Genomic DNA, 22,075 nt, shown 5'->3' on the forward strand with positions numbered 1-22,075 from the left:
GTCATCATTAAAAGTTTAGTTTCCATCGTATTCAACTCCATTTCTGGGTGTCTCCCAAAGTCGGACTTTTAATTTCAGCTCAGAAGGCAGTTTCTCGCGCAGAATATTCCAGCAAACCCATGCAATATTTTCTGCAGAAGGGATCAGATCCTTGAATTCCGGACAATCTAAATTGAGGTTTCGATGATCAAAACGTTCCAGGATTTCCAATTTCATAATATCAGAAAGATGTTTCATGTCCATGACATATCCGGTTTCCGGATTGATCGGACCATCCAGTTCAACCTCCAGTTTGTAGTTGTGTCCGTGGAAATTAGGGTTATTGCATTTTCCGAAAACGCGGTTGTTGGTCTCATCATCCCATTTCGGATTGAACAGACGATGTGCTGCATTGAATTGTTCGACGCGAAAGATTTTCATGAGAATAGTATTTCTTCAATTTTTTGTTTGTGATCTGCTATAAGGATTTGAAGCCAGGCTGTATACCTTTCCGGATGAAGAGTGATATCGCTGGTCAATTCATTCCAGGGCATCCATTTGTAATCCATTACTTCGTCCGGATTCGGATAGATTTCACCATCGTAAGTTCCGAAAAGAACATGGTCCAACTCGTTTTCAATTAAACCACTATCTAATTGTACTTTATAAATGAAATGGAAAGATGCTTTTACCGGGCAGTCAATCCCCATTTCTTCTTTCAAGCGCCGACTTCCTGCATTGGAGAGTGTTTCGTCAGGTCCGGGGTGTGAACAACAGGTGTTCGTCCATAATCCGCTGGAGTGATACTTGTTCAGACTGCGTTGCTGCAGGAGAACCTTTCCGTTTTTATGAATAAAGACAGAAAATGCACGATGCAGTAATCCTTTTTGATGGGCTTCCAATTTTTCCATGGAACCGATCACTTCATCCTGTTCATTCACTAATAAAACTGTTTCCAATACTACAACAAATTCAAGTTATGGCGAAGATAAGAAGTAAATAGCAAACGGTACTTTTTATTGTCCGGAATCCGGATGCGCTCCCCTAAAATAATTTGAGCGTCGGTTTTCTGGATCTTATGGAATAATTTGACGTAGTAACGATAAGCCATGTAAACACCGAATCGTGCGTCCTTCGGAAGTTTCTTGATTCCCTCATACCCGGCTTTGAAATCGAGTGCGATTTCCTGCTCAATTTTCTGTTTCATGGCACGGTCAAACAAATCGAAATTCATTTCCGGGAAATAAGTCCGGCCCAATTGAAAGTAATCTGCATTCAGGTCGCGCAGAAAATTGATTTTTTGGAAAGCAGCCCCCAGTTTCATGGCAGAATCTTTCAATTTCAAATAGCTTTCTTCGTTTCCGCGAACAAACACTTTCAGGCACATTAGTCCGACAACTTCTGCAGAACCCAGGATGTATTGCTCATAGACTTTTTGCTCGTATTGTATCGTCTGCAGGTCCATTTCCATGGACTGCAGAAACGTTTCAATGAGCTCCGGATCAATCTGGTATTTGTTTACAGCCCATTGAAAACTGTTTAGGATCGGGTTCAGGGAAATGCCGCGATCGATGGCCTTGTAGGTTTCGTCTTTGAATTCTTTTAGCAATTCCTGTTTTTCGTAATCGTGAAAAGTGTCGACAATTTCATCTGCAAAGCGCACAAATCCGTAAATGGCATGTATGGGAGCTTGCAGGTCTTTACTTAAAAAGTGAACACCAATAGAGAAGGAAGTGCTGTATCGTTTAGTAGTCAGAGCACTCATTTCCAGGGAAAGGGTATCGAATAGTTGTTTCATAGCAGGGTTCTTAGTTCAGTTTTTCAATCCGTTTGATCACATGTTTTGCGACCACTTCTCCCGAAACAATTGATGGCGGAACTCCAGGTCCGGGAACTGTCAATTGCCCTGTGTAAAACAGGTTAGATAAATGCTTGTTCTTGATGCGGGGTTTCAATAAAGCAGTTTGTTTTAATGTATTTGCCAATCCGTAGGCATTTCCTTTATATGCATTGTAATCTGTCATAAAGTCAGCGATGCAATAACTACGTTTGTAAACGATATGTGGATTGATATCAAATCCGATTTTTTCGATTAAGCGTTTTCTAAGTATTTCAAAATAGACTTCGCGTTGTTCTTCCGAATCTTCCAGGTTCGGGGCGATCGGAATCAGGAGAAATAAATTTTCCCCGGTTGCAGGAGCCACTGAAGGATCTGTTTTTGAAGGACAGCTGACATAAAAAAGTGGTTTTCGCGGCCATTTCGGATTTTTATAAATGTCGGAAGCATGTGTGTCAAAATCCTCATCAAAAAACAAATTATGATGCAACAGGTTGGGTATTTTGCAATCCAGACCGATGTAAAATAATAAGCAGGATGGTGCCATTGTTCGTTTGGACCAGTAAGCATCCGTGTAATTCGCTTTATTCTTTAACAATTGCTCTGTATGCCGGTAATCTGCTCCCGAGATCACATAATCGCATTTCATTTGTCCTTTGGAAGTTGTAATGGACTCGATTTTGCCGTTTAAAGTGTTAAACCCAAGAACGCGGGTATTTAATGAAAAAGTAACTCCCTGGTCCAGAGCAATCCGCTCGAAAGCTTTTACAAATTCGAACATCCCACCCATCGGATACCAGGTTCCCAGGCGGATGTCTGCATAATTCATCAGGGAATAAAGTGCGGGTGTGTCTTTTGGGGTAGCACCCAGGAAAAGGATTGGGAATTCAAGCAGGGAAATGATTTTCGGATGGGTGAAGTATTTCCGGATAAAGGAAGCATAGGACGTGAATAAATGCATTTTGAAAAGACCGGCTAGTATTCGCGTATCTGCAAATTCCGTCAATTTCAAACTTGGCTTGTAAACCAGGTCCTTCATCCCGATCTCATATTTCTTTTCGGCATCAGCCAGGAATTTTCTCAATTTTATACTGCTTCCTATTTCGAGTTTTTCGAAGTACTCTTCCAGTTCTTCAAGAGAAGCCGGAATAGGATCAATGTCGTTATTGCCCCAGATTACCTGGTAGGAAGGGTCCAATCTTACCAGTTCATAAAAGTTTGAAGTAGTATAACCGAATTGGTTGTAGAAATTCTCGAAAATATCCGGCATCCAGTACCAGCTTGGTCCCATGTCGAACATGAATCCGTTATCGGTCTTAAACCGCCGTGCTCTCCCCCCGATACTGTCGTTTTGTTCCAGGATCATTACCTCATGCCCTTCCTTTGCAAGGAACGCCGCGCAGGATAGACTTGAAATACCCGAACCGATGATAGCTATTTTTTTTCCTGACATTGAGCACTTTAAATTGAATGTTGAACCTCTCCGCAATGAATTTACAATTAAAATCAACTCGGGAAGACAAAATCATTCTGTTTAACAAATATATAAAAAGATTAAACAAAAGTAAAATGTTACTATTTAAAATAATAATCCCGGACCTCAGATAGGATTCTCTAAATCAGAAAGTGTGCGGATACGCCGGATATTTTTCGAAAGAGACGTTTCCAATTGGTCGATTTGATAACCGCCTGCGAAAATAGTTATTGCCGGCATGTGGGTTTCGATCTGTTTGAAATGATCCATAATCTTTTGAGGCTCGATAGCAGTAAGCCAACTGGAAACAATAGCTACGGGTTCCAGGGTTTTTACTATTTTGATTAAAGCATCGTATGGAAGTGCCTGCCCTAAATAAACACTGTAGAGTCCTTTCGAGCGGAGGTGGTAGTGGTAAACGAGCAGACTGATTTCATGCCATTCGTGTTCCGGCAGGTAAAGAACAATTTTTCCTTTGGTCGGGTCAGGAATGGGAAGCTGATCGATGGAAGCAATGATTTTTTGCCGGATGAGACTGGAAATGAAATGTTCCTGCGCGGGATTAATGGTTCCAACCAGCCACATAATCCCGATGCGGTTCAAAAAAGGAATAATGTGCTCTGAAAATATGATCGAAAGGTTGTCTTTTTGAATGAGTTCATGGAATGTATTGTGAAATAGTTGTTCGTCAAGTTGCAATACGGAAACAATAAATTGCTCTACTGCAGTATCACTGTCTCCGGAATCCTGCATGGATCTGGATGCTTCGAAAATTTGAGTTGTACTCATTTCTGCAATCCTGGAAATTTTAATTCCTTTTTTATACAGAAGGGAGATGTTCAAAAGAAGCAGTAATTCATCGTCGGAGTAAGTTCGTATTTGGGTGCTTGTTCTTTGTGGTGTGAGCATCCCATACCTCTTCTCCCACATCCTGATCGTATGTGCTTTAATTCCTGTCAGAATTTCCAGGTCCCGGATCTTGTATCCTGCCATAATTTTTGAACTTACAAACGATAAATGGTTTCAAAACAACAAAATTTTTGCTCGTAATTAATTGAAACCGTCAATTTGGGTCAAAATTGATAAAAAAACTATATTTGTCCTAATTACTTCTCCTTTTGGATTATAATCCGGATGGATAATTAAAAAACAGGTATGAAAAAATTTCCGCTCTTTTTGTTGTTTTTAACTCTTTCGCTGGTTGCTGTTCGCTGTGGTGATTCTGAGGAAGGTAAAGAATTGACTGATGAGGAATTGTATGAGTTCCAGGGTTTTTCCATGAAGCCGTATGACATTCCGGTTATGATTATGCTGCCGGATGAAACTGCAAATATCGGTGCATCTACACAGCCTGAGATTATTCACGTGGAAGATGATTTTAAATGGGAATTAATGGTTGGACCTAATTTTCATATGATTATTGATGACTGGGGATCTGATCGTGAAATGGTTTCTTCCGAGAAGAAACGTTTGGCCGGTTTGAACTTTTATAAAATCAAATACCTGGTGGATGAGCCTGATTTCATTTTATACGAACGCGAATTGAAAGTGGACGGTAAAAAAGGCGCTTCGAAATCTGTTGGGGTAGAGCACAAGACTTATCATGTTTACGGGCAAAAGGTAATTGATGGAATTACCTATGTATTCAGAAGCCGTGATGACGGATTTGAGAAAATCATTATCGACCTGATGGCCAAATCGATCAAATCGGTGAAGCCGTTGAAAGGGAATTCATAATCGCACCCCTACTTTTTTTGGATAAATCATTTTTTGTAAAATGTGGCTTCAACCCGTCGGTTCGCTTGCCGCTGCCATTCAGAATCATCCGGATACAAGGGTTTTTTGTTTCCGTATCCGATTGTTGTAATCCGGTCGCTTGAGATATTTCCTTCCAGGATAAGGATTTGTTTGACCTTTTCTGCGCGTTTCCCGGAAAGGTTTTGAGTATCTGTTCCACAGCAAACATGTCCCGCAAGTGTTACTTGCAAGTCTTTGTCGGATTTGAGCGTTTCTATCAGGAACTGAATGTCTGCGTTGGAGCTCTTGATTAACTCGTCCATTCCATAAACAAATTGAATTCCAAGCTTGATTGGCACATTCAATTCGAATGTCCTGTTTTTAGCAGTTGTTTTTCGTGATACCAAAATATCTACCCGTCGTTTATCTGCATCGGATCGTTGAGAAAGATCTTCACCTATAGCGACTTCTGTCCGGATGGTGAATTGGTTCGGATAGGTTTTGTTCAGGAACTTCTTAGCTGCATCCAATCGTGCTTCAGCTAATTTGATATTGTATTCTTTAGAACCGGTCGAATCTGTATATGCCCTGAGAACCAATGACTGGTTTTTAAGCGCCGAAAGTTTCGTTTTGGTTTCTGAATTGTGTTGGTCCTGAAAAGAGATTTCACGACTATTGAACCCGAAATGGAAAGACATCGAATCAATAGATGCCTTCGATTGAGCGAATGACAAAGCAGGTGCGAGGATGAGAAGTGAATGTAAGAGTCCTTTCATAAGTTTTTTCAAAGTTGATAATGTAAACTTAGGGGATTCGTTACAAAAACAAGTAAGCACGCAAGGCATTGCGTGCTTACTTGTTTTTCATGACCATGCGGATGGTTTGTCTGGTCCGCTGTTCCAAAAGAATGTCTTTGTCAACAGTTACACGATCAATAGTTGCCTGGTCGTAATGGCGAATAGTAACTAATTCCAGTCCTTCATTGTAGCGGACCGTATATTGATCTTTGAATTTTTCAACCAGTTTCATCGGATCCGTTTTGGATCTGTCAAATAAGATTGAGAAGCTCAGTGCTGAATTCTGCATCAAATTAATTTTCACCCCGTAGAATGCCAGTTGCTGGAAAATGTCCCCAAGGTTTTCTTCAACAATGAAAGAAAAATCTTTCGGTGTAAAGGACATCAATACCTGGTCCATTTTGAAAATAAAGGATGGAACAAGGTGGTCAAAATCCATGGATTCCTGGATGACTGTTCCTTCGGCACTCGGGTCAATAAATGATTTTACATACAATGGAATTCCCTTATTCTGAAGCGGTTTGATTGTTTTCGGGTGAATAACACTTGCTCCGTAATAAGAAAGTTCAATGGCTTCCTTGAAAGAAATTTTCTGGAGTTTGATCGTGTCGTCGAACCATTTCGGATCTGCATTCAACATTCCCGGAACGTCTTTCCAGATCGTAACACCCGAAGCATTGGTGCAATAAGCTAAAATCCCCGCAGTGAAATCAGAGCCTTCTCTTCCCAGTGTTGTTGTAAAACCTTCGGAAGTGTGACCAATAAAACCTTGCGTGATTGCAATGCGCTTGTCTTTGAATAAAGGCAGTAATCGTTCTTTTACCAAAGCTTCAGTTTTCGCCCAGTCGACTTCTCCTTCGCGGTATTCATGATTGGTACGGATAATCTTTCTGCAATCTACCCAGGCAGTTACATGTCCTTCTTCTTTCATGAAAGCCTCAACAATCATAGTTGACAAAACCTCTCCCAAAGAAACGATCTGATCATACTCGAAGTTATAATTATCCGAAAGCGGCTGGTGAAAGCGTTTTTTCAGGGATTCGAAGAGTTCATCCATCTGCTGGTAAATGAAATAATGCTTCTCCGGGAATAAATCGGCAACGATCAATTGATGAAATTGGTAGCGGTCCTCAATCAATTCCATATAACGTTTCTCATTCCTGTTCCATAGACAATCTACAATCTCCTCCATTGCATTGGTTGTTTTTCCCATCGCGGATACAACAACAATCAATTGGTCTTTAGGGAAAAGGGAAAGAATGCGTGATACATTCCTTACTGCATTGGCGTCTTTCACGGAAGCTCCACCAAATTTGAAAACGTTCATCTGAAATTAATTTTCGGCAAAAATAATCCAAAAACAATTCCAATGATTCTGTAAAATTAAATTATCACAATTTTTTAGAAATAAAACATAAAGTGTTAAATGTTTAATTTTGATTTATTGGTTGTGAAAAAACAGGTTTTGACTTAAGCGTGTCAAAGAGAATAAAAAAGGCCTCCGTCGATTGAGGGAAGCCTTGCGTTTTTTTTAATGTATTTTATTAACTATTTAGCCTTCATAACGAGGTTCAATTCAAATTCAACATCCGGTTTGATGTATTGGGTTTCTTTTCCAGGTTCTTTTCCGGGTTGGAAACCTTCTGCTTTCATCGGTGAAAAATCAACCGTGAATTTTCCTTTTGCGGTTAATTCTTTGTCTGTCTTTTTAACTTTAACCGGCATTTTAGCGGGAACTTCTTTTCCGGCAACTTTAAGCGTAGCGTCAATTTCCTTGTCAGAAATACTATTTATAACAACATCTACATTCGGGAATTGAGCTGTATTGAATAACCCTTCTCCCATGATTGAGCTGTTCAGGTCTTCCGAGCCCATTTCGGGAGTTAATTCATTTTTGATTGTGTTCATATCGACTGTGAAGCTCCCGGTTTCGAAAGTTTCGCCTTTGTAACTCATGGATCCGCTGGATATATTGACAGTACCGTTGTGGGAGTGCCCGTCTGCTGCATACGTACCTTTCCATTTCAAGGTAGTAGCATTTGCATCCAATGTATAAGTGACTGGAGTTTCTTCCGAATTTTCTTCTGTTGAAGCTCCGCAAGCGGTCATTCCAAAAGCGATAAATGCCAGGGATGCGGCATAAAAAATAGTTTTCTTCATAGGGTTTACGAATTAAAGTTTTTACAAAATAGGCGTTTTTTAGTTATGAAGTCAGCAAAATTTGAGAAAGCTGAAAATTTGTTCATTTCTTCGTTAATAGCTTCTCAAATTCGTCAAAGAGTATGTGTTGAAAAAGTGTAATTTCGTGATGATGAGTAAAGGAATCGAAAAAACAGGAAAGAAAGGACTGCGAACCAGTTACATTTCAACCGTAATTGGAATTTCGCTGGTCTTGTTTATGATTGGTTTGGTCCTTGCCGGAGTTATCGGTCTGGATTCACTGCAAAAACAGGCGCGCGAGAACCTGCATGGTGACCTGTTCTTTAAATCGGAATATAATCCGGGAGATATTAAGCAGGTTGCCCAGGAACTGAAATCCTGGAACTGCTTTAAAGAAGTTGTGTTTGTTTCGCCGGAACGTGCCATCGATGAGTTTAAAGGCTCGGACCAGAATTCGGCTGAAATTCTTGCCATTTTTGAAGGAGAAAACCCACTTCCTCCGACTATTAACTTCAGACCGGTTAGCTCTTATGTGACAAAAAAAGGGATGAAGGAAATTGAAACACGTCTGAATAGTAAGTACGGAGATATGCTTGCTGAAGTAAATTACGATAAGGCTGCCCTGGAGGAGGTGAATTTAGGTTTCAAGCAATTTGCTTTCCTGATTTTGATAGTTGCATCGTTATTAATTGTGATTGCTGTTGCTATGATCAATAATACGATCCGACTGGCTCTTTATTCCAAGCGTTTTACAATCAAAACCATGCAATTGGTAGGAGCTACAAGTGGTTTTATCAGGAGGCCATTCTTAAAACAAGCCATTTTCCAGGGAATTGTTTCCGGAATTATCGGAATGGCTTTTCTGATGACCGTGTTTTTTGCATTGAACAATGTCCTTGATATTGTCGAAATTGATATGAAACTGCTCGATGTGCTGCTGCTGTTTGCTTCCTTGTTGATTATCGGTTGTCTGCTAACGGTTGTTTCTACCTGGTTTGCGCTAAACAAATATTTACGTGCGAAATTGGATGATTTATATTAATTTAGCGACACATTCATTTATATCATGAACAATAAATTCGACTTTCCTATTAAAAAAGAAAACCTGCGGATCATTTTCATCGGTTTGGCAATTAACATCATCGGCTACCTGTTAATGATTGGCGGTGGCGCGGATAACCCTTCCGAATTTCATGAAAAGGAATTGTTTTCTACCGTTCGAATTACAGTTGCTCCGATTTTAATTGTGGCTGGTTTCGTCGTAATGATTTACGGCATCATGAAGAAAGCAAAAGATTCTAACTCCCAAGAATAAATAATCCATGAATTGGTTTGAAGCAATTATATTGGCTCTCATTGAGGGCCTAACCGAGTTTTTGCCTGTTTCATCAACAGGGCATATGATCTTTGCGAGTTCTATTGCTGAAATCCAGGACAGTGCATTTATTAAGATGTTCCAGGTGTCGATTCAATTCGGGGCAATTCTGGCGGTTGTTTTCTTATATTGGAAAAAATTCTTTAAAGAAACCTCCTTCCAATTTTATTTAAAGCTTGGTTTTGCTGTAATTCCTGCACTGGTGCTGGGATTATTCTTTGATGATTTGATCGAAAGTGTCTTGGAAAAACCAGTTCCGATTGCAATTACATTGATTGTTGGAGGAGTTGTATTGGTGTTTATTGACCGTTTTTTCGGTACTCCGCGTATTGTGAAAGAAGAGAATATTTCATTCCGGAAGGCGATTATTATTGGTTTCTGGCAATGTTTGGCAATGATGCCCGGAACAAGTCGTTCCGCAGCCTCGATTATTGGAGGTATGCAGCAGGGATTGTCCCGGAAAACCGCTGCTGAATTTAGTTTTTTCCTTGCAGTGCCAACCATGCTGGCAGTTACATGTTATTCTGTTTTCCTGAAGAAATGGACTGTGAGCCCGACCGTTGAACAAAAGGGGTATGAGATGATCCTTGCGTCAAACCAATCGCTGATGTTTTTCCTGATCGGGAATATCGTTGCGTTTATTGTAGCGGTGTTGGCGATCAAGTTCTTTATCGGTATCCTGAATAAATATGGCTTTAAAGTTTGGGGTTGGTACCGAATAGTTGCAGGAAGCTTATTGTTGCTTTATTTCTTATTGTAATATGATTACAGAATTTGCTCAGGGAAGCACCATTTTGGTGGATAAACCTTTTGAATGGACTTCTTTTGATGCGGTCAATAAACTGCGTTGGCATTTACGTAAGAGGTTGGGAGTTAAAAAGCTCAAGGTCGGTCATGCCGGAACATTGGATCCTTTGGCAACTGGTTTGTTAGTGATCTGCATTGGGAAACACACCAAACTGATCGAGGGGCTCACTTCGGATGCAAAAACATACACAGGAACTTTCCTTTTGGGCAAAACAACTCCTTCGTATGATTTGGAAACAGCGTACAATTCAGAGAAAGATACTTCAGGTATTACTTCGGAACGATTGGAGGAAGTCCGTCAAAGTTTCCTGGGAGTGCAGCAGCAGGTCCCACCTTTATTCTCAGCGAAACAAATCAATGGTAAGCGCGCTTATGATTATGCGAGAGCAGGAATTGAGAAAGAATTAAAACCCAATACGATTGAAGTGATGGATTTCAAAATTGATGCTTCTCGTTTTCCCGAAGTTGATTTTGAGATTTCTTGTTCAAAAGGGACTTACATTCGTTCGATTGCTCATGATTTCGGGCAAAAATTGGGGTGTGGAGCTACGCTCATAGCATTGCGAAGAACCAAATCAGGTATTTACGATATCAAAGATTCCAGGAGTGTTGAAGAATGGATCTCATTCATTGAAGAACAACCTTTGTAAATAGCCTGATTTTTTGTAATTTTGCCCACTTTTGATTTAAAGCAGATAAAAATACAGCTTGTATGAATAAAATGAAGCTTTCTGAATTCAGTTTTGACCTTCCGGACGAACTGATTGCTGAATACCCAAGTGAAAACCGTGATGAAGCACGATTGATGGTTATCCACCGAGATACCGGAAAAATTGAGCACCGTTTGTTTAAGGATATTATCAACTACTTCGGAGAAGGTGATGTGATGATTATGAACAATACACGTGTATTTCCAGCTCGTATGTACGGGAACAAAGAGAAAACGGGTGCTAAGATCGAGGTATTCTTATTGCGAGAATTGAACCGTGAAAGTTTGTTGTGGGATGTATTGGTAGACCCTGCACGAAAAATCAGAATCGGTAATAAATTGTATTTTGGTGATGATGATTCATTGGTTGCGGAAGTAATTGATAATACAACCTCACGAGGACGAACACTTAGATTCTTATTTGACGGTCCTTACGAGGAATTTAAAGCGAAAATTACAGAACTTGGAGAAACTCCGCTTCCGAAATATATCAAGCGTGATGTGGAAGAGGCTGATGAGGAGAGATACCAAACAATCTATGCTAAAGAAGAGGGAGCTGTTGCAGCGCCGACTGCAGGATTACATTTCTCACGTGAATTGTTGAAGCGTTTGGAATTGAAAGGTGTCAACTTTGCTGAGGTTACATTACATGTTGGATTGGGGACATTCCGTTCGGTGGAAGTAGAAGATCTGACAAAGCATAAAATGGACTCGGAGCAGGTGATTATTACCGAGAAAGCTGCAAATATCGTTAACGAAGCGAAAAGAAATAAGAAACGTGTTTGTGCTATCGGAACAACGTCTATGCGCGCAGTAGAGACTTCAGTTTCTACAGATAACATGCTAAAAGCATTTGATGGCTGGACAAATAAATTCATTTTCCCACCATACGATTTCAGTATTGCAGACAGTTTGGTAACAAACTTCCATACACCACTCTCTACATTGTTAATGATGATTTCTGCTTTTTGTGGACATGACTTAATGATGGAAGCCTATCATGAAGCAATTAAAGAAAAATATAAGTTCTATTCGTACGGAGATGCGATGTTGATACTTTAAGAAGTTCCCCGAAAAAGTGAGAAAATTTTTTCGGGGATTTTTTTACCTGAAAAAATTGACTAAATTTGTCTAAAATAATTTGGTCAAAATGAGTTTAGGATCAGTTTTTAAGGAAGCACGCTTGCAGTTCAACTACACCTTGAAAGAACTTTCAAATCTTTCAGGAATAGATACAGCTTTACTGAATAAGTATGAAAAAGGAGAGAGACAGCCTTCTGAAAAGCATCTTCAATTACTCATTTTACATTTAGATTTGGATGAAGATGATACTAAAGCAACCTGGATAGGCGAGCGAATATATGCTTTATTTGATGATGACAGCCGTTTGTTTGAAAAGGCAATGCAAGTCGCAGAGAAACGTGTCAGGTATAACCGTAAAAACAAAACAAAGCATGAGAAATCCATTTCTTCAGAATTGAGTGAATTGCTGCAGGAATGTTCACATTTATTAAGCACATGGTCATCGAAGCGCCCTTTGAATCAGTTACAACTGAAGAAAATGGAAGAGTATTTCAATTTGAATTATACTTATGAGAGTAATCGAATTGAAGGAAATACCTTGACCTTACAGGAAACCTACCTGGTAGTTAATGATGGAATTACCGTTGGCGGGAAATCTGTTCGGGAACATTTAGAAGCAATTAATCATGCTGAAGCGATCAGTTACCTGGGAGAAATCATTCAGAATAAAACCGTTTTTTCGGAGCGAGTCCTGAAAGAAATCCACTACTTGATCCTAAAAGGAATAGATCGTGAGAATGCCGGGGTTTATCGGGCTATAGGTGTACGCATTTCCGGGAGCAGCCATCTTCCGCCGGAGCCATACCTGCTTAATCCATTGATGGAAGAAGTCTTTGTGTATTATAAAGAAAACAAGTCAATTCTCCATCCGGTTATTCTCGCGGCAGAAATGCACGAGCGCATAGTTCGGATTCATCCCTTTATAGATGGCAATGGCAGAACCTGCAGGTTAATTATGAACCTCATTTTGATGCAGCATGGTTATCCGATCGCCAATATTAAGGGAGAGCTGGAAAATCGTCTTCGTTATTACAATGCCTTGGAAACGGCTTCTGAAGATAACAAGAACGCATTCCATACTCTAATTGCAGAAACGGTCATTCATGCATTAAAGGAACACATTGCTCTTTGTGGTTAGGCATAAAAAAATCTTGCTTGAGAAAAGCAAGATTTTTTTTGTTCTAGTAATTTCCAATAGATAGCATCACCAATGTACAGGCGATTTCAGGATGGATTTTGGCAGCTCTCAGTTTTTCAATAAACTCCGGATTCTCGGTTCCCGGATTGAAAATCACCCTGTTTGGTTTCAGGGCGATGATTTTATCTATGTATTCTTTCTGATTTTGAGGTCCCAGATATAACGTAACTGTTTCAATATCCCAATCCGGATTCCATTCCGTTTCAATATCAACATCCAATACCGTACCTGCTTTCTGTCCGAAGGCAACTACCGGATATTTGTGACTTCTTAATGCGCGTATCGCTCTGTTGGCGTAACGATCTTCCTTCGTTGTTGCTCCTATGACCAATGTTTGTTCCATTTGAATGTTCTTTCTTTTGTATACTTTAAGTTACGAATTATTCCATAAAAAAAGACACTCAAAAGAGTGCCTTTCTTGGATGTCCATCTGTAAATTATTTCCCGTCTAAAATCTGGTATAACTCATTTAAGTTCGGTGAGATAATCACCTCAATGCGTCTGTTTTTTGCCTTGTCCTTTGGATCAACAGGATGATATTCTCCTCTTCCTGCGGCCATTAACTGCATCGGATTCATATTGCTGTTCCCGACCATAATTTCAACGACAGCCGTTGAGCGAAGAACGCTTAATTCCCAGTTGTTTTTAGGGTGGGCAGAACTTGCCAGTTTATCGGTGTCAGTATGACCCTCAACGATGATTTCCAAATCCTTTTCATTTTCCAATACTTTTGCCAGGTCAATCAAAGCCTTTTTACCGTCGGGTTCCACGGTTGTGCTTCCGGATGCAAAAAGTAGTTTGGCTTCCAATGAAACGTAAATCTTTCCGTTCTTTTCGACAACCGTCAAACCTTTGTTCTCAAATCCTTTTAATGCGTTCGAAACACGTGTTTTTAACTGTTTCATTGCATCATCTTTGCGCTTGATCATTTCTTCGAGTTCTGTAACACGCTCTTCGCGTTCAATCAGAAGTTTCTCTTTGGCAACCAATTCGCTTTCCAGGACCTTTAGCGCATCTTCTTTTCGTTGAAGTTCCTGGTTCTTTGCATCGATATCTGCCTGGTAATTTGCCGACTCTTTGGCTCCTTTCATGCGCATTTGATCCAATTTCTGCTCATATGCTTCGTTTTGCGCCACCATCAGATCATATTGTGATTGCAGGAAGCGCAGGTTTGACCCTAATTCCAAAGTGTCTTTCTTTAGAGAAACAATATCCTTCCGGAACTGATCTACCATTACCTGAAGATCCTTTGCTTTTCCTTCATTTTCGATACTGGAAGCTTTGTATTTACTTAATTCCTCGCTGCATGTTTTTTCTTTTTCAAGGAGTTCGTTGTATTTTTTTGCCGGTACGCATGCAGCCAATGCGCAAGTTAATGCGATTATAGAAAGTTGTTTTTTCATTCAAAAATGCTTTACCCTCAAATTTCGAAAGAAATCAGCCTTTGTAGAGGCGAGAAGCGGATACTTATAAACAGTGAAATGGGAATAGCTGGAGAATTTAATCGAAATCGGCGCAGCCTGATGTGCTTTCCGAGCGCTGCTTGCACGGTGAAAATGAAAGGGTGATCTCGTGTGAGTGGAATGTGTTCGGGCGCATTTTAGAAAGAACAAAATCATAGGAGTAACCCAGTTTCCATTTTTCTTTGAACCGGAATCCAATCAGGGCAATTAAAGCATCTGTATTCCTTAAACCTAATCCGATATTGAACTTGCGCTGGAATTCGACCAGTGTATGTATTTGCAGTTCCAGCGGCGTGTTTTTAGTATATGCGATATACATGCCCGGATACAAATCTATTTTAGGGTTGATATAGAATTTATATCCGCCCGTAACCATCCAATGCATTTGTGATCCTGCGTTTGTACCGATTACATTCCATTTTTGAGGAATTAATTCATACAAAGTAAATCCGGCAAAGTAGTTTTTTCCGTTCCACCATGCACCGAAAGTTGCAGTAGGAAGAATTTGGGAGGCACTTCCGTTAATAGTTGGGTCGGGGGTTAAAGGTTTTGCTTCGTTTAGGTCAAAAGAAAGCTGCCTTGCACCAACTGCGAGCCCCAATGACAAGCGGTTGGTTAGTGAGAAATTGAAATGCCCGGCATAGGATAATTGTACCCGGATATCCTGGAAAGGACCGATTTTGTCCAGGTAAACCATTCCGCCCAAGCCGTGTCTGCCACTCAGGAATTTTCTTCGTTTTGCCTGCAGGGGAGCATGAACGCTTACCCATCCGGAATAAGGGGCTCCGTCTACTTTGATCCACTGGCCTCTGAATGTTGATTGTGCTTCAAGGCAGGTCTTAATTCCGGTATATGCCGGATTAAGCGCATACTGATGATGCATCCATTGCGACATATGGCTCACCTGTTGTCCATAAGAACAAAAGGTCATCAAAAAAAGTACACATGGCAAAATCTTTTTCATCATCGGATTACGGTAATACTTCCTTTCAGAGGTTTGGTGTCGTTATTTTGGCGCAGATCCAATGAATAGAAATACACTCCATCCGAAACAGGTTTTCCTTTATTGGTACCGTCCCAGGCTTTGATTAGGCTATAACCGGAAATCTCTGCAATTTTTTGCCCCCAGCGGTCGTAAATGACTACTTGAGCATCGGGATAGAAACCGATTCCATCAATAACCCATTTGTCATTGTGTCCGTCGCCATTCGGAGAAAAGCTTCCCGGAATGTCCAGATTGTTTGAAACAAAAACGGTCATCTCATCGGAAAGGGAACAATTCGTATTTAAAGCGGTCAGGGTGTAAACGGTCGTTTCTTCCGGTGATGCGTAAGTGGTGATAGAGTAAGGTGTGTTTAATGTTTGTGTCGGACTCCACATGAAATCGGTTCCATTAGAGGTTCCTGTAATCTGTACACTCCCTCCGGCCTGGATCGTGTAATCAGGACCGGCATCTACAGTTAAAGGATCAACGGTCACCGCTGAATAAGCATAAGTCAAAGATTGAGGGCAAACATCAAAACAACTGCAGTCTACCGAAACTACATCCCCGTCTTGCAAACTGCTTGTTATCCATAAAGAAGATTGTGTAACTGCCGTCAGTGTGCCGTTGACATACCAACTGAAATCGCTCGTATCAGTGCAATTGCTTAGATAGGCAGTAAACGAAGTGGGGGTTTCCGGACAAACCGTAATGGTTGGGCCGCCGATCGAAAGCCCGGGAGCAGGTCTGTCAAATCCGGTGCCTGAGCCAATCAAATCGAAAGTAGCTTCTGCCGGAAGCACAGCACCGCCATTTGTTGCACCGTTTACTACCAGGTAATAAGTTGTGTTTGCAGGAAGTCCCAATGCTGCGAGGGAGAAATTCCCCGCTGATCCGGCTTCACAGTTGCTAATTAATGTATAAGTTGCAGCATCACAAGGGACGGCTGCTTGTATAATTGCTGCTTGTAATTCAGTACCTCGGGTTGCCTGAAGATTGAAAAGAATATTGCTGAAATTAAAGGTGACATCGCCGCCTGTTACATTGGTGTTGAATTGGTACCAAACACTGTTTGTTCCTGAGAAACAAAACGCGAAATCATCTTCGCAGTCGGGACATACCGTTGCTGTTGCTCCGATATTGGATCCCGAAACAGATACCCCCGGACATAAAGGAATTGCGCTCGGACATCCGTCGTTTGTCAACTGGGCGAACCCGGATGCTACACTTAAAAACGAGATTAACAATACTTTAACAGCGCTGAGATTCATGTGCGAAAGATGCGTATATGATTGTAAAACTAATACATTCGGGGATATTTTAATGGTTTTTTCGTAGTTTCGCGCCGTCAATTTTGTTAAATGGAAACCTTTTTGTGTTTTTTTGGCATAGGAATGGTTAGGGCTCAAAATAGATTAAACTTTAGACTATGAAATATTTTTACACACTAATTGTAGGTCTACTATTAACCACCACCTTATTTTCTCAAAACGAAAAAGTAAACTACGACAATGATAGTCGCTGGTTTTGGGGTTTAAATGTTGGTGGAACGTGGACGAAAACAGATGTTCCATACAAACTGGATTTGGGATATGGGTTGATACTTGGGCGTCAGTTCAATTACAACTACGGAAAGCCGATCAGTTTTGATTTGCGTTTACGTTATTTGACCGGACTCTGGAAAGGTTACAATACCGATTCTACAACTGTTTCTTCCAATCCTGTTTATACGGAGTACACTGCCGCTGGTCAGCCTGTAGTCTTGAATTTTGGTACAAGATTGCATGAATTGAGCCTGGAATTGGCGATCCATTTCAACAGATTAAGAGAGCGTACCGGCTGGGACCCTTATATTTTCGGTGGGATAGGTTATACCTGGTATCGTGCGAAAGGGGATTTGAAAGGATCTGATGAATTCACTTACTTGTATGATTCCACAAAATTGGCGGAAAGTTCGTATACACAGACTGAAATTCATGCAATGACGGATAAGAAGTTCGAAACGGATCTGAATTCACCGGCAAGCATGGGTAAATTTATGCCAAGCGTTGGTATAGGTCTCGGATACCAGATTGCAAAAGGAGTTTCTTTGGGGATTGAACACAAGACTACTTTTACAATGGCTGACAATTTTGACGGTCATCTTTCTTCCAAAGGAAAATATGCCAATGACTGGTATCATTATACCAGTGTGTACCTCAAGTTCCACATCAGAAGCCATTACGAACATACAACGACTTACCAGGATACTGTCCGCCAGCCGGTTGTTACGAATCCATCCTGGACTCAGCCTACCAGAACTCCTCCGGTAGTGGATTTCACGAATCCGAGTGTCAGCGGAACTACGGTGAATTCAACCAGTTACGTAATCAGAGCGAAAATTCAAAACGTTCCTTCAAGTTCCAATGTCGTTTTCAGACAAAATGGGAATTACGTTACAAACTTTACATTCAACCCTTCTACCCAGGAGTTCCAAAGTGTTGTAACATTAGTTGCGGGACAGAATGTGTTTGAATTGACAGGAACCAATGATTTTGGTTCGGATATGGACCAGACAGTCATTAACTATGTGAGAGAAACACCAACTCCACCGGTTGTTACTTATTCCAATCCGGCTTCAAACCCTACAACCGTTCAAAATCCGGTGTTTTACCTAACAGGAACCGTATTGAATGTTACCGGACAGGATAAAATTACAATGACCCTGAACGGAAGTCCCGTTGTATTTACTTACAATGCTTCAACCCGTGGAATTACTTCTACCTTGAATTTAGTGACAGGATCAAATGTGGTCGTTACAACAGGAACAAACCAATACGGTTCTGATAGTGAAACTGCAACGATTATTTACCAACCTCAGCAAATCATTCAGCCGCCGGTTGTTTATTTCGTGAATCCGAATATCAATCCATATACGGTCAATCAAAATACGTTTGCTTTAACTGCTGATGTGTTGAATGTAGCAGATGCACAGCATGTAACCTTTAAGCAGAATGGTACGATCAATAATAACTTTGCTTACAACGCTCAAACGGATAAGTTTACCAGCAATGTGATCTTAGGTCCGGGACAAAACGTGTTCGAAGTGATCGGAACTAACGCTGCAGGGTCTGCTTCTGCAACAACGATCATTATTTATAACCGCATTGCTCCGAAACCTCCGATTGTTACAATTACAAACCCGGGGACAAATCCGTATGAAACTTCCAGTGCTGTGTTCAACCTGAATGCAACTGTATTGAATGTGACTCAGAAGAGCCAGGTTAAAGTAACGCTGAATGGCACGAATTTGACAACTTTCAATTACAATGCTGCTTCAAATGGTGTCACTGAATCATTGAACCTGGTACCGGGAGCAAACGTTGTAACGGTTACCGGAACAAATGCAGACGGAACTGATTCCAAGCAGACTACCATTATTTACAAGCGGGTTGAAACGGTGCAGCCGCCGGTTGTTCAGTTTACAACTCCGAATATTGATCCGTACAATACTTCGGCGGGAACGCAGAATGTAATAGCTTCTGTTCTTCATGTAACCAGTCAAAGCGGTGTAAACGTAAATGTCAACGGAGCGAATGTGACCAATTTTACGTTTATGAACAACAATGCTTCTTTCGCGGTAAACTTAATTGAAGGGGCAAATATCATTACCGTAACAGGAACAAATACCGCAGGAACAGCAAGTGAAACACAAACGATTATTTACAGAAAACCGGTTTCTGTTCAGCCTCCGATTGTTTCTTTCATCGACCCGAGCCTGAATCCTGCTACGTCTCTGAATGCTTCTTACCCTGTGAAAGCACGCGTTCGCTTTGTAAGCACAGCAAACCAGATCGTATTGAAGATTAACGGACAGGTTTCTTCAAACTTCATTTATACGGCATCCAATGAATTAATGGAATTCACCACAGGTTTGGTGAACGGGGCAAATGTGATCGAAATTACGGCTACAAACGCTGCAGGTTCCGATATGGAAACAACAGTGATCAATTACAGAGCACCAAATCCGACATTGCCTCCGGTTGTAACAATTACTTATCCGGCTGCGAACCCGCATACCGTGAATGTGCCGAACAGCACTATTTCAGCTACAGTACTGAATGTGGATAATCAACAGCAGATCCAGGTATTGGTAAACGGTGCACCATACTCCGCATTCACTTATTCGACATCTACTAAAGTTTTAACACTGAACACAGCTTTGAATTTGGGGGCGAACACAGTAACTGTTACTGCAACAAATACTGCGGGGACCTCATCGGATGCAACACAGATCATCTACAAACGCGACGAGGTTATCCAGCCTCCGGTGGTTAGCTTTATTAATCCTGCAGTTCCGGGACAAGTAGTTTCTTCGCCTGCTTATGTGGTAAGAGCGAAGGTTACGAACGTGACCATGCAGTCGCAAATCGTGGTGAAAGAAGATGGGTTGGTAGTGAACCCGGGATTCTGGACATTTAATCCGGCAACTTTGGAAGTGACATTCAATCACACTTTGAATGCAGGGAATAACATCTTTGAAATTACAGGAACAAATGCAGGTGGAAGTCACACCGCATCTACTTCGGTAATTTACAAACGAATCGAAACTCCATGTAACAAACCGGTTATTACGTTCATCAATCCAACAGTTCAGAATTCAGCTGTTGAGAATTCAGCTTTCACCGTAAAAGCAACTATTGCCAATATCACTTCTGTAAACCAGGTAGAGGTTTACCTGAACGGAAACCTGCAGTCTGCAGGAACGTTTAACGCAGGTACTTCCCAGTTTGAGAAAACGGTGAATTTAATAGAAGGATCAAATTCCATCGAGATTAAATCAACCAATACTTGCGGTACGACAACCAATACTGTCGTAGTTATTATGAAGCCGAAAGTGATTCCATGTGTTGCTCCGGATATTATACGATTGACACCTGTGCGCGAAGGACTGATTACAGAAAGTGAATCGGTTCCTGTTTCAGCAACAGTAAGCAACATAACCCAGGCTTCTCAAATCCAGGTGAAAGTTGACGGAATCAACACCACTTTCAATTACGATGAAGGTTCCCATACCATTTCTTCAACAATTGCTTTGACAGAAGGAGCGCACGTGATTGAGATCTTCGTAAGAAACGAATGCGGTTCCAAACAATTAACCTGGAAGATAACACGTACGGTTTGTAAACCTCCGGTTGTAACCATTACAGGAAGCTCTACACCCAATAATTCGGTAGTCACTTCAGACGGGTTTAACTTATCTGCGACCGTATCTAACGTAGCGAACCAGTCTGAAATTACGGTGACACACAACGGACAGGTAATCGGGTTTGTTTATAACCCGCAAACCGGAGTTCTGACTTTGGACAGAAACTTAGTGGTGGGGACTAATGCAATCGTTATAAAGGCGAATAACAAATGTGGTGAGAACAGTAAATCGATCAGTGTATTGAGAAATGAGGTGATCAAAGTTCCTGCTCCAACGATCCAGATTACAAGTCCTTCGATTTCTCCTCTGGAAACAGATCAGTCTGCACAAACGGTTCAGATTGCGACTACCGGGGTTACTTCGGCATCCCAGGTTTCAGTAACAGTGAATGGTGTTGCAACAAACTTTGATTACAAAGCCTCTACCGGAGGAATTCGTTTCAATGCAACATACCTGTTAGGCCAAAACGTGATTGTTGCAACTGCTGTTACACCGGGCGGAACTGCTACCGATTCGAAGATTGTTATTTATAACGCACCGGAGGTCATCCCGGCGCCAGTGATTACTTTAACGAAACCGCTTCGCTGCCCGGCAGTATTCATGGTTGGAACGGCATTAATTACAGGAACTGTTCAGAACGTAGCAAATGCAAGCCAGGTAAGTATTTTGTATAACGGAGGAAATGTAGCGTTTACTTCAAGCATTGAAAGTAATGTTCTCACTTTCTCTTTCGAGGTGAATATAACTTTGTCTACTGTTTCGATTCCTTTGGTAATTACAGCTACGAATGCAAGCGGATCAGATACGAAATCTTGTGAGGTAAGCGCTGCCCGTCCGAGCGAAAACGGGAATGGTACTATTGGTACAGGTAATGGTAACGGGAATAATGGCCACGGAAATAATACAGACGGAACGGACGAATCCAACCCGGGTCAAGGGTCCGGAGGCCCTAACGGCGGAACAAACGGAACGGTTGATGATGAGAACGGAAACGGGAATGGAAATAATAACGGGAAGACAACTACACCTGTTAGAACTCCTAAACCGGGAACAATAACCACTCCGACAAGACCAACTACTCCTACCAGACCGGCGGGAAGACCTTAAGTATTCGAAATCACTTTTAATAAAATAAGTCCTTCTGTTACGACAGAGGGACTTTTTAGTTTATTTCCGGATGAATGCAGAAGCCAATCGGGTGAAAGGTTAAATCTTGGGTATTCTGACAGAAAATAGTTTGTTTTAAGAGAAGTTCCGCGAACGAATACCTATTTTTGCAGTGTAAA

Annotated in this window: 20 protein-coding genes; 8 read left to right on the top strand and 12 right to left on the bottom strand. The window is 41.1% G+C overall.

Annotated features, from left to right (window positions below):
* Nucleotides 1-15: 15 nt before the first annotated feature.
* The 5 genes from QZT69_RS05465 to QZT69_RS05485 form a co-directional block, all read right to left on the bottom strand.
* A complete protein-coding gene (locus QZT69_RS05465) occupies nt 16-420 on the bottom strand; it encodes a 6-carboxytetrahydropterin synthase (RefSeq protein ID WP_294671469.1) in 405 nt (134 codons plus the stop codon).
* On the bottom strand, nt 417-938 hold the full coding sequence (idi, locus tag QZT69_RS05470) for an isopentenyl-diphosphate Delta-isomerase (protein ID WP_294671472.1): 522 nt from the start codon (nt 936-938) through the stop codon (nt 417-419). Before idi ends, QZT69_RS05465 begins: the two co-directional genes overlap by 4 nt.
* A 2-nt stretch (nt 939-940) precedes the next feature.
* Nucleotides 941-1,777: a phytoene/squalene synthase family protein gene (locus QZT69_RS05475; protein ID WP_294671476.1), complete on the bottom strand. Its 837-nt coding sequence runs from the start codon at nt 1,775-1,777 to the stop codon at nt 941-943.
* A 10-nt stretch (nt 1,778-1,787) separates the two neighbouring features.
* Nucleotides 1,788-3,269: an NAD(P)/FAD-dependent oxidoreductase gene (locus tag QZT69_RS05480; protein WP_294671478.1), complete on the bottom strand. Its 1,482-nt coding sequence runs from the start codon at nt 3,267-3,269 to the stop codon at nt 1,788-1,790.
* 147 nt (nt 3,270-3,416) lie between these two features.
* Nucleotides 3,417-4,283 carry a MerR family transcriptional regulator gene (locus QZT69_RS05485; RefSeq protein WP_294671481.1) on the bottom strand — a complete coding sequence of 289 codons (867 nt, stop codon included), beginning with the start codon at nt 4,281-4,283 and terminating at the stop codon, nt 3,417-3,419.
* 162 nt (nt 4,284-4,445) lie between these two features.
* On the opposite strand from QZT69_RS05485, the gene QZT69_RS05490 reads away from it, so the two are divergent.
* Nucleotides 4,446-5,027: a hypothetical protein gene (locus QZT69_RS05490; protein ID WP_294671484.1), complete on the top strand. Its 582-nt coding sequence runs from the start codon at nt 4,446-4,448 to the stop codon at nt 5,025-5,027.
* Between the two features lie 26 nt (nt 5,028-5,053).
* Here QZT69_RS05490 and QZT69_RS05495 read toward each other — a convergent pair whose 3' ends face one another.
* From QZT69_RS05495 to QZT69_RS05505, 3 genes are all read right to left on the bottom strand, one after another.
* Complete coding sequence (locus QZT69_RS05495) at nt 5,054-5,803, bottom strand: OmpA family protein (RefSeq protein WP_294671486.1); 750 nt, start codon at nt 5,801-5,803, stop codon at nt 5,054-5,056.
* 76 nt (nt 5,804-5,879) lie between these two features.
* Complete coding sequence (locus QZT69_RS05500) at nt 5,880-7,151, bottom strand: aspartate kinase (RefSeq protein WP_294671487.1); 1,272 nt, start codon at nt 7,149-7,151, stop codon at nt 5,880-5,882.
* A 221-nt stretch (nt 7,152-7,372) separates the two neighbouring features.
* The gene (locus QZT69_RS05505; RefSeq protein ID WP_294671490.1) at nt 7,373-7,984 is read right to left on the bottom strand and encodes a YceI family protein; all 612 of its coding nucleotides are present in this window, start codon (nt 7,982-7,984) and stop codon (nt 7,373-7,375) included.
* Between the two features lie 151 nt (nt 7,985-8,135).
* On the opposite strand from QZT69_RS05505, the gene QZT69_RS05510 reads away from it, so the two are divergent.
* The 6 genes from QZT69_RS05510 (at nt 8,136) to QZT69_RS05535 (ending at nt 13,096) form a co-directional block, all read left to right on the top strand.
* Nucleotides 8,136-9,026: an ABC transporter permease gene (locus QZT69_RS05510; RefSeq protein ID WP_294671492.1), complete on the top strand. Its 891-nt coding sequence runs from the start codon at nt 8,136-8,138 to the stop codon at nt 9,024-9,026.
* 24 nt (nt 9,027-9,050) lie between these two features.
* The gene (locus QZT69_RS05515; protein WP_294671495.1) at nt 9,051-9,299 is read left to right on the top strand and encodes a DUF3098 domain-containing protein; all 249 of its coding nucleotides are present in this window, start codon (nt 9,051-9,053) and stop codon (nt 9,297-9,299) included.
* Nucleotides 9,300-9,306: 7 nt separating this feature from the next.
* Nucleotides 9,307-10,119 carry an undecaprenyl-diphosphate phosphatase gene (locus QZT69_RS05520; protein ID WP_294671497.1) on the top strand — a complete coding sequence of 271 codons (813 nt, stop codon included), beginning with the start codon at nt 9,307-9,309 and terminating at the stop codon, nt 10,117-10,119.
* 1 nt (nt 10,120) lies between these two features.
* The gene (gene truB / locus QZT69_RS05525) at nt 10,121-10,816 is read left to right on the top strand and encodes a tRNA pseudouridine(55) synthase TruB (RefSeq protein WP_294671502.1); all 696 of its coding nucleotides are present in this window, start codon (nt 10,121-10,123) and stop codon (nt 10,814-10,816) included.
* A 71-nt stretch (nt 10,817-10,887) separates the two neighbouring features.
* On the top strand, nt 10,888-11,937 hold the full coding sequence (queA, locus tag QZT69_RS05530; protein ID WP_294672027.1) for a tRNA preQ1(34) S-adenosylmethionine ribosyltransferase-isomerase QueA: 1,050 nt from the start codon (nt 10,888-10,890) through the stop codon (nt 11,935-11,937).
* Nucleotides 11,938-12,025: 88 nt separating this feature from the next.
* On the top strand, nt 12,026-13,096 hold the full coding sequence (locus QZT69_RS05535; RefSeq protein ID WP_294671504.1) for a Fic family protein: 1,071 nt from the start codon (nt 12,026-12,028) through the stop codon (nt 13,094-13,096).
* A gap of 43 nt (nt 13,097-13,139) precedes the next feature.
* Here QZT69_RS05535 and QZT69_RS05540 read toward each other — a convergent pair whose 3' ends face one another.
* The 4 genes from QZT69_RS05540 to QZT69_RS05555 form a co-directional block, all read right to left on the bottom strand.
* On the bottom strand, nt 13,140-13,499 hold the full coding sequence (locus tag QZT69_RS05540) for a CoA-binding protein (RefSeq protein WP_294671507.1): 360 nt from the start codon (nt 13,497-13,499) through the stop codon (nt 13,140-13,142).
* Nucleotides 13,500-13,593: 94 nt separating this feature from the next.
* Nucleotides 13,594-14,559: an OmpA family protein gene (locus tag QZT69_RS05545; protein ID WP_294671510.1), complete on the bottom strand. Its 966-nt coding sequence runs from the start codon at nt 14,557-14,559 to the stop codon at nt 13,594-13,596.
* 97 nt (nt 14,560-14,656) lie between these two features.
* Nucleotides 14,657-15,586 (bottom strand): type IX secretion system membrane protein PorP/SprF, encoded by a 930-nt coding sequence (locus QZT69_RS05550; RefSeq protein WP_294671513.1) that lies wholly within the window; start codon nt 15,584-15,586, stop codon nt 14,657-14,659.
* Entirely contained in the window at nt 15,583-16,872 is a 1,290-nt protein-coding gene (locus QZT69_RS05555) for a gliding motility-associated C-terminal domain-containing protein (protein WP_294671517.1), read from the bottom strand. Before QZT69_RS05555 ends, QZT69_RS05550 begins: the two co-directional genes overlap by 4 nt.
* Nucleotides 16,873-17,030: 158 nt before the next feature.
* Between QZT69_RS05555 and QZT69_RS05560 the strand changes: the two genes are divergently transcribed.
* Complete coding sequence (locus tag QZT69_RS05560; protein ID WP_294671520.1) at nt 17,031-21,896, top strand: hypothetical protein; 4,866 nt, start codon at nt 17,031-17,033, stop codon at nt 21,894-21,896.
* Nucleotides 21,897-22,075 lie beyond the last annotated feature (179 nt).

Source organism: uncultured Fluviicola sp. (assembly GCF_902168135.1).
Classification (GTDB): domain Bacteria; phylum Bacteroidota; class Bacteroidia; order Flavobacteriales_D; family Crocinitomicaceae; genus Fluviicola.